Raw genomic sequence first — 12,344 nt, 5'->3', positions numbered from 1 at the left:
GCTGCGAGTGATGTCTACCGGGGATCGCACGAAGCACGCACGGCTTTGCCGGAACAGGGCGAAACGGTGCGGGAAAAGGCTGCCGGGTTTGGGTCGAACGCGTAATGATACCTTATAATTTCTCGGTATTTGAATCGAAACGGGCGGTATTTTTGCCGCTTCGGCCCCGATTTTTGAGGGTGGGATCGCACCCTTCAACCCCCGCCGCAGCGCAGTTTTCGATGCGCTGCGCAGTCTTGTTTTTCCGGTGATCGCATGGCCCTGACCTTGACCGATGTGAAACGCATCGCGCACCTGGCGCGACTCGAAATGGCCGACGCCGACGCCGAGCATACGCTCGGCCAGCTCAATGAATTCTTCGGCCTCGTCGAGCAGATGCAGGCGGTCGACACCGCCGGCATCGCGCCGCTCGCCCACCCGATCGAACAGATCCAGGAAGTCGCGCAACGCCTGCGCGACGACGCCGTGACCGAAGTCGTCAATCGCGACGACAACCAGCGTCCGGCGCCGGCCGTCCAGGACGGCCTCTATCTCGTGCCGAAGGTGATTGAGTAAGCATTCGATGACAAGCGCGCCGGCGCCGCGCCGCGCGCCACCCAGAATTCCCAGGAAAACCACTCAATGCACGCAAAAAGCCTGACCGAACTGCGCGCCGCGCTTGCCGCCAAGGAATGCTCGGCCGTCGAGCTCGCGCAGCTCTACCTGAAACGGATCGACGCGGCCCGCGACCTGAACGCGTTCGTCCACGTCGACGCGGACCTCACCCTTGCGCAGGCGAAGGCCGCCGACGCCGAACTCGCGCGCGGCGCGGGCGGCCCGCTGACCGGCCTGCCGATCGCGCACAAGGACGTGTTCGTCACGCGCGGCTGGCGTTCGACCGCCGGCTCGAAGATGCTCGCGAACTACGAGAGCCCGTTCGACGCGACCGTCGTCGCCCGGCTGCAGGCAGCCGGCATGGTCACGCTCGGCAAGACCAACATGGACGAGTTCGCGATGGGCTCGTCGAACGAGAATTCCGCGTTCGGCGCGGTGAAGAACCCGTGGGACACGAACGCGGTGCCGGGCGGCAGCTCGGGCGGCAGCTCGGCGGCCGTCGCCGCGCGCCTCGCGCCGGCCGCGACCGGCACCGACACCGGCGGCTCGATCCGCCAGCCCGCGTCGTTCGCGGGCGTGACGGGCATCAAGCCGACCTACGGCCGCGTGTCGCGCTACGGGATGATCGCGTTCGCGTCGTCGCTCGACCAGGGCGGCCCGATGGCGCAGAGCGCGTCCGACTGCGCGCTGTTGCTGAACGCGATGGCGGGCTTCGACGAGCGCGACTCGACGAGCCTCGAGCGCGACGATGAAGACTTCACGCGCCATCTCGGCCAGCCGTGGGCTGCCGGCAACGACGCGGGCAAGCCGCTCGCGGGGCTGCGCATCGGCTTGCCGAACGAGTATTTCGGCGACGGTCTCGCCGACGACGTGCGCGCGGCGATCGACGCGGCGCTGAAGCAATACGAAGCGCTCGGTGCAACGCTCGTGCCGGTGTCGCTGCCGAAGACTCAGCTGTCGATTCCGGTGTACTACGTGATCGCGCCGGCCGAGGCGTCGTCGAACCTGTCGCGTTTCGACGGCGTGCGTTTCGGCCACCGCGCAGCGCAGTACGGCGACCTGCTCGACATGTACAAGAAGTCGCGCGCCGAAGGCTTCGGGCCCGAAGTGAAGCGCCGGATCCTGGTCGGCACGTACGTGCTGTCGCACGGCTATTACGACGCGTACTACCTGCAGGCGCAGAAGATCCGCCGCATCATCGCGAACGATTTCCAGGAAGCGTTCAAGTCCTGCGACGTGATCATGGGCCCGGCGTCGCCGACGGTCGCATGGGATCTCGGCGCGAAGGGCGACGATCCGGTGCAGATGTATCTCGCGGATATCTACACGCTGTCGGTGAGCCTCGCCGGCCTGCCCGGCATGAGCGTGCCGTGCGGCTTCGGCGCCGGCGCAAACGCGAAGCGCCCGGTTGGTCTGCAGATCATCGGCAACTATTTCAACGAAGCCCGGATGCTGCAGGTCGCCGACGCGTTCCAGCGCGCGACCGACTGGCACAAGCAAGTACCGGCAGGGGTGTAAGCATATGGCTACTCAGTGGGAAGTCGTTATCGGCCTCGAGACGCACGCGCAACTGTCGACCGTCTCGAAGATTTTCTCCGGCGCGTCGACGCAGTTCGGCGCCGAGCCGAACACGCAGGCGTGCCCGGTCGACCTGGCGCTGCCGGGCGTGCTGCCGGTGCTGAACCGCGGCGCGGTCGAGCGGGCGATCCGCTTCGGTCTCGCGATCGGCTCGACCATCGCGCCGCGCAGCATCTTCGCGCGCAAGAATTATTTCTACCCCGATCTGCCGAAGGGTTATCAGATCAGCCAGTACGAGATCCCGGTCGTGCAGGGCGGCCGGATCACGATCCAGGTGCCCGCCAACGAAAAGGCCGGCAAGGCCGCATACGAGAAGACCGTCAACCTGACGCGTGCGCACCTCGAGGAAGACGCGGGCAAGTCGCTGCATGAAGACTTCGCCGGGATGACCGGGATCGACCTGAACCGCGCAGGCACGCCGCTGCTCGAGATCGTCACCGAGCCGGAAATGCGCAGCGCGGCCGAGGCCGTTGCGTACGCGAAGGCGCTGCATGCGCTCGTCGTGTGGCTCGGCATCTGCGACGGCAACATGCAGGAAGGCTCGTTCCGCTGCGACGCGAACGTGTCGGTGCGGCCGCTCGGCCAGGAGAAGTTCGGCACGCGCGCCGAGATCAAGAACCTGAACTCGTTCCGCTTCCTCGAGGAAGCGATCAACTACGAAGTGCGTCGCCAGATCGAGCTGATCGAGGACGGTGGCGAAGTCGTGCAGGAAACGCGCCTGTACGATCCGGACAAGCGCGAGACGCGGTCGATGCGCAGCAAGGAAGACGCGCACGATTACCGCTACTTCCCTGATCCCGACCTGATGCCGCTCGTGATCGGCCAGGACTGGATCGAGCGCGTGCAGGCCGGGATGCCCGAACTGCCGGCCGCGATGCAGCAGCGCTTCGCCGAGCAGTACGGCGTGTCCGCGTACGACGCCGGCGTGCTCACGTCGAGCAAGGCGATGGCCGCGTACTTCGAGGCGGTCGTCGCAAAGGCCGGCGCGGCGAATGCGAAGATCGCCGCGAACTGGCTGATGGGCGACGTATCGTCGCAGCTGAACCGCGACGGCATCGAGATCGACGCGATCCCGGTATCGGCCGCGCAGCTCGCGCTGGTGCTGCAGCGCATCGCCGACGGCACGATCTCGAACAAGATCGCGAAGGAAATCTTCGCGACGATCTGGGACGAGAAGGCGGCCGACGAAGGCGCGGCCGACCGCATCATCGACGCGAAGGGGCTGAAGCAGATCTCCGACACCGGCGCGCTGGAAGCGATCATCGACGAGGTGCTCGCGGCGAACGCGAAGTCGGTCGAGGAATTCCGCGCCGGCAAGGAAAAAGCGTTCAACGCGCTGATCGGCCAGGCGATGAAGGCCACCAAGGGCAAGGCGAACCCGCAGCAGGTCAACGAGCTGCTGAAGAAGAAGCTCGGCTGACCATGGCGGCGCGCCTGAGCCGCGCCTGAGCACGGGCCGCCGCCGACGCTGTTCGGGGCGGCCCGTCGCTTTGGTGCATGCGGTATCGTGTGACGTGTGCATCGCACCGTCCAACGGAGGAACGAATGGCGAAACAACCGTCGCTCGACGATTTCCGCGTGCCGTACAGCACGCGCGAGAAGGAAGCTGCCGCATTCACGCTCGATGCGTTCGACCCGGGCGCGAAGCCGTTCTCGTCGGGCTCGAAGGAGGCCGACCGCGAGCGGCTCACCGCCGTGTCGACGGAGCTCGACGTGCAGCAGGAGCGTCTGCATACGCAGCAGAAGAAACGCATGCTGCTCGTGCTGCAGGGGATGGACACGAGCGGCAAGGACGGCACCGTGCGTGCGGTGTTCCGCGACGTCGATCCGCTCGGCCTGCGTATCGTGCCGTTCAAGGCGCCGACGCCGATCGAGGCCGCGCACGATTTCCTGTGGCGGGTGCACGCGCAGGTGCCGGCCGCGGGCGAGCTCGCGATCTTCAACCGCAGTCACTATGAAGACGTGCTGGTGCCGCGCGTGCTCGGCCTGATCAACGACAAGGAATGCGAGCGCCGCTACCGGCAGATCCGCGATTTCGAGACGATGCTTGCGGAGAACGGCACGACGATCGTCAAGTGCTTCCTGCATATCTCGAAGGACGAGCAGCGCGAGCGGCTGCAGGCGCGCATCGACGATCCGACCAAGCACTGGAAATTCGACATCGCCGATCTCGACGCGCGCAAGCACTGGGACGCATATCAATCGGCGTATCGCGATGCGCTTGCCGCGACGTCGGCCGAGCATGCGCCGTGGTACGTGATCCCGGCGAATTCGAAAACCCACCGCAACGTGATGATTGCCGAGCTGCTGCTGCGCGCGATGTCCGACATGAAGCTCGAATTCCCGCCGCCGAAGCCGGAACTCGAAGGCGTGAAGATCGGCTAGGCCGCGATGCCGCGACACGCATCGAACAAAGCTGCATTCAATTGAACTGAACCGACCTGGACTGAACAACGGAACCCGACATGATGCGAGTGATTACCGCCAACCTGAACGGCATCCGCTCAGCCGCGAAGAAAGGCTTCTTCGAATGGCTCGGCGAACAGAACGCCGATTGCGTGTGCGTGCAGGAAATCAAGGTGTCGGCCGACGACTTGCCGGCCGAATTCGTCGAGCCGCACGGCTTCAAGAGCTATTTCCATCACGCCGAGAAGAAGGGTTACAGCGGCGCCGGCCTGTACAGCCGCCACGAGCCCGATGACGTGATCATCGGTTTCGGCAGCAGCGAATTCGACGCCGAGGGGCGCTACGTCGAGGCGCGCTACGGCAAGCTGTCGGTCGTGTCGGTGTACGTGCCGTCCGGCTCGAGCGGCGAAGAGCGCCAGCAGGCGAAGTACCGCTTCATGGACGAGTTCATGCCGCACCTCGCCGAACTGAAGAAAAAGCGCGAGGTGATCCTGTGCGGCGACGTGAACATCGTCCACAAGGAAATCGACATCAAGAACTGGAAGAGCAACCAGAAGAACTCGGGCTGCCTGCCGGAAGAGCGCGCGTGGCTCACGCAGCTGTTCGACGAGGTTGGCTATGTCGACGTGTTCCGCACGCTCGACCCGCGCCCCGAGCAGTACACGTGGTGGAGCAACCGCGGTCAGGCTTACGCGAAGAACGTCGGGTGGCGGATCGATTACCAGATCGCGACGCCGGGCGTTGCCGGCACCGCGAAAAGCACGTCGATCTTCAAGGACATCAAGTTCAGCGATCACGCGCCGCTGACGGTCGATTACGACTACAAGAAGTAACCGCCGCTATCGCCGCAATCCAGCCGCCGGATGCAAAAAAAGCGGGCCGCATGTCGAACATGCGGCCCGTTTCGTCTGCTCCGTCGCGTGCTGCGTTACCGCGTTACTGCTTGAGCGACGCCATGTCGATCACGAACCGGTACTTCACGTCGCTCTTCAGCATCCGTTCGTAAGCGGCATTGATCTGCTGCATCGGGATCATCTCGATATCGGACGTAATGCCGTGCTCCGCGCAGAAATCCAGCATTTCCTGCGTTTCCGCGATCCCGCCGATCAGCGAGCCCGCCAGGCGGCGGCGCTTGAAGATCAGGTTGAACACCTGCGGCGACGGATGATCGTGCTCCGGTGCGCCGACGAGCGTCATCGTGCCGTCGCGCTTCAACAGGTGCAGGAACGGATTCAGGTCGTGCTGCGCGGCGACCGTATTCAGAATGAAGTCGAAGCTGTTCAGGTGCGCGTTCATCTGCGCTTCGTCCTTCGAGATCACCACTTCATGCGCGCCGAGCCGCTTTCCGTCTTCGATCTTCGACGGCGACGTGGTGAACAGCACCACGTGCGCGCCCATCGCGCGCGCCAGCTTCACACCCATGTGGCCAAGGCCGCCGAGGCCGACGATCCCGACCTTCTTGCCCGGCCCGGCGTTCCACTGGCGCAGCGGCGAATAGGTCGTGATCCCCGCGCACAGCAGCGGCGCGGCGCCAGCCGGGTCGAGCGTGTCGGGCACGCGCAGCACGAACGCCTCGTCGACGACGAGCTGCGTCGAATAGCCGCCGTAAGTGACGTCGCCGGTCACGCGATCCTGGCCGTTGTAGGTGCCGACGAAGCCGTTCTCGCAATACTGTTCGAGACCTTCCGCGCAGCTCGCGCAGGTCCGGCACGAATCGACGAGACAGCCGACGCCGACCAGCTCGCCGACCTTGAAGCGCGACACTTGCGGGCCGGTCGCGGTCACGCGGCCGACGATTTCATGGCCCGGCACGACCGGATAGATCGTGTTGCGCCATTCGTTGCGGGCCTGATGCAGGTCGGAGTGACACACGCCGCAGTACAGCACGTCGATCTGGACGTCGAGGTCGCGCAGCGCGCGGCGCTGGAATTCGAACGGGGCGAGCGGCGAGCGTGCGTCGGTCGCCGCGTAAGCGTAGGTTGTGCTCATGCAGGGGGCTCCTTGTCCGGGAAAACATCCGGCGAAACAGACTGCCGCCGCATCTTGTGGCGATGCGGCGAGACAGGTGCTCATCGTAAGGAGCGAGCCGCCGCAGCGAAATACACGAACATCTCGAAGATTTGCCTATTCCTCTCGAATTGCGCGCGAACGCCCGTCAAAACGCTTTCAAGGTGCTACATTGCGAGCCTGATTCTCTTGCAGGACAGGACGACGCCGATGAGCTTCCAGCCCCTTTTCGACGACTCGGGCGACCGTGTGCGGCGGCGCATGATCGAGCTGCATTCGCGTCTCGCGCCGAACGACGGCGATACGCTGGCGGCGCTCGACGGGGTGCGCTTCATTCGCGTGAGCCGTCCGGTGCCGCGCATGCCGGTGCTGTACGAGCCGAGCATCATCGTCGTTTGTCAGGGCCGCAAGCTCGGCTATCTCGGCGATCGCTCGTTCGTCTACGATGCGCAGCAGTATCTGGTGCTGTCGGTGCCGCTGCCGTTCGAGTGCGAAACCTTCGCGACCACGGAGGAGCCGTTTCTCGCGATCTCGATCCGCGTCGATCTCGCGGTGATCGCGGAGCTTGCGATCCTGCTCGACGAGACGCTCGGCGCCGCGGTCAGCGAACCGCACGGCGTCTATTCGACGCCGCTCGACGCACCGCTCGCCGATGCGGTGGTGCGCCTGCTCGAAGCGCTCGCGTCGCCGCACGACACGCGCGTGCTCGGCCCCGCGATCATGCGCGAGATCGCGTACCGCGTGCTGACCGGCGCGCAGGGCGACGCGATTCGTGCGGCGCTCGTCCAGCAACATCATTTCGGGCGCGTCGCGAAGGCGCTGCGGCGCATCCATGCGGACTTGAAGGCCGACCTGGACGTCGAGACGCTCGCGCGCGAGGCCGGGATGAGCGTCGCGGTGTTCCATGCGCAGTTCAAGCATGTGACGGCGACGTCGCCGATGCAGTACGTAAAGGCCGCGCGCCTGCACCAGGCGCGGCTGATGATGGTGCAGGACGGTGTCGGCGCGGGCGCGGCGGCCGCGCGGGTCGGGTATGCGAGCGCGTCGCAATTCAGCCGCGAATTCAAGCGGCTGTTCGGCCGCAGCCCCGGCGATGAAGTGCGCGCGATGCGCGAAAGCGGCGTGCGACCGGCCGATTCGGCGGTCGGCGCGTAGCGCGGTGTCGGGCGCCTACGCTCAGCGCCGCGCGACCTTGCGCCGCTGCGCGCTGATGCCGGCGTAGTCGGCCAGCGTATCGACCCGTTTGCCGATCGCCTTCGCGTAGAGCGGCATCAGGTCCGGCAGGCGGTTCAGCAGATCCTGTCGCCGCGTCGCGCTGTACGGGTGCGTGTAGATGAAGCCCGACGTCTTGTTCGCGCGCGTGGCCGCCGCGAGTTTGTCCCACAGCGTGATCGCCGCACGCGGATCGAAGCCGGCGCGCGCGGCGATGTCGCCGCCGATCACGTCGGCTTCGGTTTCGTCGGTCGGGTCGTAACGCAAGGTCTGCAGGCGGGCGCCGAGGTTCAGCGCCTGCGGCAGCGGATCGCCGACGCCGAACAGCGGCGGCAGCGTGGCCGCGCGCAGCGACGTTTGCGACGCCGCGCTCAGATTGCTGCGTGCATGCTCGCGCAGCGCGTGCGCGATGCCGTGCGCGAGCAGCACGCCGAGCTCGTCGTCGTTCAGGCGAATGCGGTCGAGCAGCCCGCCGTACACGAGCACCTTGCCGCCCGGCAGGCAGGTGACGCGGATGTCGCGCGAGCGGATCGCGTTCACGTCCCACGCCCAGCTCTTCACGCGATCGTTCCACTTCACCGAATACGGCGCGAGCTTCATCACGATCGTTCGCAGCCGCTTCACGCGCGGCTGATTCGCGGGCAGCAGGCGATCGCCGTCGGCGGCGGCCTGCACGATCTGCGCGTATTCGCTCGCGGTCAGCTGTTCGAGCAGCGGCGAAGGGATCAGCGTGCGGAACGCGATCGCATTGCCGTAGCGCACCTGCTGCGTCGCAGGCGCATACGCTTTGGCGGACACGGCCCCGCCCGTCGGCTGCGCGGCTTCGGCCGCGGACGGCATGGCGGCAGGCGATGTGGGCGGCGGCGCGGTGGCCGGCGCGGAGCCAGCGGCTGTTCCGCCCGGATCGGATGCATGTGCGCTCGCCGCGATGCCGAGCGATGCGATGCCGACGCCGAGCGCGACGGCCACCCGTGTCAGCCGCAGCAGCCGATCACTGCGCACGGCTGGCCTCGCCATTGCGCGCGACGCCATTCCACGGTGCGATCTTGAACAGCAGCAGCATCCCGGGAATCGCGAGCGCGGTGCATGCGATGAAGTAGTCGAACCAGCCGATCTTCGCGACGATGAAGCCGCTTGCGGCGGATGCGAGCGTGCGCGGCACCGACGCGAGGCTCGTGAACAGCGCGAATTGCGTGGCCGTGTAGCGCGGGTCGGTCGTACTCGCGATATATGCGACGAACGCGGCCATCGTCAGCCCTGTCGTGAACGTTTCGAAGCCGTAGACGATGGCGAGCGCGACCGTCATTGGACTGAATTGCGGCGTGACCGCAATGCCGAACACCGACAGCGCCGCCGCGATCGCGTGGCTCGTCGACACCGTAAAGTCGTACAGCAACGCGAGCACCGGCGAGCCCGGACCGAGCTGGGCGAGCCATGCGAAGCCGAGCGTCGACACCATCTGCAGCGCGCCGAAAATCCACAGCCCGCGCCCGATCCCGATCTTCACGAGCCACACGCCGCCGATGATGCCCCCGGCGACGCTCGCGACGAGCGCGGTGGTTTTCGCGACGATGCCGATCTCGGTGCGGCTGAAGCCGATGTCGAGGAAGAACGACGTGGACAAAGTGGTCGCCATCGTGTCGCCGATCTTGAACAGGAAGATGAATGCGATGACGAGGAGCGCGCCGGCCCAGCCGTCGCGCTGGATGAATTCGCGGAACGGCAGCACGATGGCGTCGCGCAGGTTGCGCGGCGGCGCGCCGACCACTTCCGGCTCGCGCACGACGAGCGTCATCAGAATGCCCGGCAGCATGAATGCGCCGGTGATCGCGAACACGGCGTCCCACGGCATGTGGTCGGACAGGATCAGCGCCAGCGAGCCGGGGATCAGCGCGGCGAGCTTGTACGCGTTCACGTGCACCGCGTTGCCGAGGCCTTGCTCGGTGTCGCGCAGGAGTTCACGACGATACGCGTCGATCACGATGTCGGCGCTCGCGCCGAAGAACGCGACGAGCGTCGTGAGCGCGGCGACGGTCCAGATCGAATCGCGCGGCGACACGAAGCCGAGCGCGGCGATCGCACCGGCGACCAGCACCTGCGTGAGCAGCAGCCAGCCGCGCCGGCGACCCGGCCGCCAGCCGGGCAGGCGCGGGATGTAGCGGTCCATCAGCGGCGCCCACAGGAACTTCCACGTATACGGGAACTGGATCAGCGCAAACAGGCCGATTTCCTTCAGGTTCACGCCCTCGGAGCGCAGCCATGCCTGCACGAGATAGACGAGCGTGAACAGCGGCAGCCCGGACGTGAAGCCCAGGAACACGCAGATCAGCATGTGCGTGTTCAGATAGGCGCGCCAGCCGGGGTGATCCTCGTGAGCGGTGAGTGCGGGCGCCTCGTGTGGCGTTTTCGACATGGACAGGAACTGGGTAGCGTTGACTGATTGCGGCGGCAGCGCAGGCGTGGCAGACGGCGCAGGCGGGGCGTCCGCACGCGCGTGCGGACCGGATCATCCGTCAACGGCCCCCCGGCTCAGCTGCGCTTGACGCGGTAGACAGCAAGACTACCACGCCAGTTCGCTCCCCATCGAATCGGCTGCCCCTCGTGCAGCACGATGCGGTCGAGAATCGTCACGCCGACCTCCGGCGCGAGCGCCTCGAAATCCTTGATCGTCAGCACGCGGACGTTCGGCGTGTTGTGCCACTGGTAAGGCAGCGACTTCGACACCGGCATCCGGCCGCGCAGCACCGACAGCCGGTGCGCCCAGTAGCCGAAGTTCGGGAACGACACGATGCACTCGCGCCCGACGCGCGCGGTTTCGCGCAGGATCGCGGCCGTCTGGTGGATCGTCTGCAGCGTTTGCGACAGGATCGCGAAGTCGAAGCTGTGATCCTCGAACAGCCGCAGGCCGTCCTCGAGGTTCTGCTGGATCACGTTGATGCCGTTCTTCGCGCTCGCGAGCACGCCGGCGTCGTTCAGTTCGATTCCGTAGCCGGTCACGTCCAGTTCTTCCATCAGCAGCGACAGCAGCGAGCCGTCGCCGCAGCCGAGGTCGAGCACGGTCGCGCGTGGTTCGACCCAGCGGGCAATGGCACGGAAGTCCGCGCGTGCGGACAGGGAATTCAGCGCTTGCTGGTTCATGCGCCCACCTCGCTGGCGATACGTTCGTAATAGGCGCGGATCAGGTTGTGATAGCGCGCGTCGTCGAGCAGGAATGCGTCGTGGCCGTGCGGTGCGTCGATTTCCGCGTAGCTGACCGTGCGCTTGTTGTCGAGCAGCGCCTTCACGATCTCGCGGGAGCGCGCCGGCGCGAAGCGCCAGTCGGTCGAGAAACTCGCGATCAGGTATTTCGCCTGCGTGTGCGCGAGCGCGGCCGTCAGGTTGCCGTCGAACGCCTTCGCCGGGTCGAAATAGTCGAGCGCGCGGGTGATCAGCAGATAGGTGTTCGCGTCGAAGTAGTCGGCGAACTTGTCGCCCTGGTAGCGCAGGTACGATTCGACCTCGAACTCGACGTCGAAGCTGAAGTTGTACGCATCGAGCGCGCCGTCCGCGCGGCGCAGCGCGCGGCCGAATTTCTCGGCCATGTCGTCGTCGGACAGATACGTGATGTGGCCGATCATCCGCGCGACGCGCAAGCCGCGCTTCGGCTTCACGCCGTGCGCGTAGTAATCGCCGCCATGAAAGTCGGGATCGGACAGGATCGCCGAGCGTGCGACCTCGTTGAACGCGATGTTCTGCGCGGACAGCTTCGGCGTCGATGCGATGTCGATGCAGTGCGCGACACGCTCCGGATACATCAGGCTCCACGCGAGCGCCTGCATCCCGCCGAGGCTGCCGCCCATCACGGCGGCGAAGCGCTCGATGCCGAACGCGTCGGCGACGCGCGCCTGCGCATGCACCCAGTCCTCGACGGTAACCACAGGGAACTTCGCGCCGTACGGCTTGCCGGTCGACGGATCGATGCTCATCGGGCCGGTCGAGCCGAAGCACGAGCCGAGGTTGTTCACGCCGATCACGAAAAAGCGGTTCGTGTCGAGCGGCTTGCCGGGGCCGACCATGTTGTCCCACCAGCCGGTGCTGCGCGGATCGTCCGCGTAGACGCCGGCGACGTGGTGCGACGCGTTCAGCGCGTGGCAGACGAGCACCGCGTTCGAGCGCGCGGCGTTGAGCTCGCCATACGTCTCGACGACGAGCTGATAGTTGCCGATCACGCTGCCGCTTTGCAAGCGCAGCGGTTCGGCGAAGTGCATGGTCTGTGGAGCGACGATGCCGATCGATTCCATTCGTTCCGCCTTATGACTGGGCGGCTAAATGGTGTCGGCGATGCGCGGAGGCGAAGGTGCGCGGCTGACGACCTCTTTAGCCGCATTTATAGTGAACCGCCGGGGAACGACGCACGACGCATCAAGGCCCCGGCCGGTTCGCGCGCCCGCAATCGAGTCAGCAAATCGGCGCGCTTCCGACCTGCCGCCAACCGGGCGGCAAGTCGGCAGAGTATAGCGGAAATTGACGAACGCGCGGATCCGGCCGATGCGAAGCCGGATGGCGCT

General features: G+C 66.1%; 11 protein-coding genes. 6 read left to right on the top strand and 5 right to left on the bottom strand.

Annotated elements, in window-relative coordinates; translation table 11 throughout:
• The first annotated feature begins 255 nt into the window (after positions 1 to 255).
• The 5 genes from gatC to WK25_RS15075 all read left to right on the top strand — a co-directional run bounded on the left by gatC (position 256) and on the right by WK25_RS15075 (position 5,411).
• Complete coding sequence (gene gatC, locus WK25_RS15095; RefSeq protein ID WP_006407213.1) at positions 256 to 555, top strand: Asp-tRNA(Asn)/Glu-tRNA(Gln) amidotransferase subunit GatC; 300 nt, start codon at positions 256 to 258, stop codon at positions 553 to 555.
• 66 nt (positions 556 to 621) lie between these two features.
• Positions 622 to 2,112, top strand: a complete 1,491-nt coding sequence (gatA, locus tag WK25_RS15090) for an Asp-tRNA(Asn)/Glu-tRNA(Gln) amidotransferase subunit GatA (RefSeq protein ID WP_040142518.1) — start codon at positions 622 to 624, stop codon at positions 2,110 to 2,112.
• Positions 2,113 to 2,116: 4 nt separating this feature from the next.
• Positions 2,117 to 3,592, top strand: a complete 1,476-nt coding sequence (gene gatB, locus WK25_RS15085) for an Asp-tRNA(Asn)/Glu-tRNA(Gln) amidotransferase subunit GatB (RefSeq protein ID WP_069241868.1) — start codon at positions 2,117 to 2,119, stop codon at positions 3,590 to 3,592.
• 125 nt (positions 3,593 to 3,717) lie between these two features.
• Positions 3,718 to 4,557 carry a polyphosphate kinase 2 family protein gene (locus WK25_RS15080; protein ID WP_040142515.1) on the top strand — a complete coding sequence of 280 codons (840 nt, stop codon included), beginning with the start codon at positions 3,718 to 3,720 and terminating at the stop codon, positions 4,555 to 4,557.
• Between the two features lie 80 nt (positions 4,558 to 4,637).
• Positions 4,638 to 5,411 (top strand): exodeoxyribonuclease III, encoded by a 774-nt coding sequence (locus WK25_RS15075; protein WP_040142514.1) that lies wholly within the window; start codon positions 4,638 to 4,640, stop codon positions 5,409 to 5,411.
• A gap of 103 nt (positions 5,412 to 5,514) precedes the next feature.
• Here the strand turns inward: WK25_RS15075 and WK25_RS15070 are convergent, their stop codons facing one another.
• Positions 5,515 to 6,567: an NAD(P)-dependent alcohol dehydrogenase gene (locus tag WK25_RS15070; protein WP_069241867.1), complete on the bottom strand. Its 1,053-nt coding sequence runs from the start codon at positions 6,565 to 6,567 to the stop codon at positions 5,515 to 5,517.
• A 228-nt stretch (positions 6,568 to 6,795) separates the two neighbouring features.
• Between WK25_RS15070 and WK25_RS15065 the strand changes: the two genes are divergently transcribed.
• Positions 6,796 to 7,740, top strand: coding sequence for an AraC family transcriptional regulator (locus tag WK25_RS15065; protein ID WP_040142509.1), 945 nt, complete (start codon positions 6,796 to 6,798; stop codon positions 7,738 to 7,740).
• A 21-nt stretch (positions 7,741 to 7,761) separates the two neighbouring features.
• Here the strand turns inward: WK25_RS15065 and WK25_RS15060 are convergent, their stop codons facing one another.
• The 4 genes from WK25_RS15060 to metX all read right to left on the bottom strand — a co-directional run bounded on the left by WK25_RS15060 (position 7,762) and on the right by metX (position 12,077).
• Entirely contained in the window at positions 7,762 to 8,799 is a 1,038-nt protein-coding gene (locus WK25_RS15060; protein WP_069242012.1) for a M48 family metallopeptidase, read from the bottom strand.
• Complete coding sequence (locus tag WK25_RS15055; protein ID WP_040142507.1) at positions 8,789 to 10,210, bottom strand: AmpG family muropeptide MFS transporter; 1,422 nt, start codon at positions 10,208 to 10,210, stop codon at positions 8,789 to 8,791. The genes WK25_RS15060 and WK25_RS15055 overlap by 11 nt, the downstream gene beginning before the upstream one ends.
• A 116-nt stretch (positions 10,211 to 10,326) precedes the next feature.
• On the bottom strand, positions 10,327 to 10,935 hold the full coding sequence (metW, locus tag WK25_RS15050; protein ID WP_040142505.1) for a methionine biosynthesis protein MetW: 609 nt from the start codon (positions 10,933 to 10,935) through the stop codon (positions 10,327 to 10,329).
• A complete protein-coding gene (gene metX / locus WK25_RS15045; protein WP_040142503.1) occupies positions 10,932 to 12,077 on the bottom strand; it encodes a homoserine O-succinyltransferase MetX in 1,146 nt (381 codons plus the stop codon). The genes metW and metX overlap by 4 nt, the downstream gene beginning before the upstream one ends.
• Between the last annotated feature and the right edge of the window lie 267 nt (positions 12,078 to 12,344).

Origin of the sequence: Burkholderia latens (genome assembly GCF_001718795.1) — a bacterium.
In the GTDB taxonomy this organism is placed as follows: Bacteria; Pseudomonadota; Gammaproteobacteria; order Burkholderiales; family Burkholderiaceae; genus Burkholderia; species Burkholderia latens_A.
The sequence above is the reverse complement of the archived record's forward strand: the minus strand, read 5'-3'. Positions and strand labels throughout refer to the sequence as shown.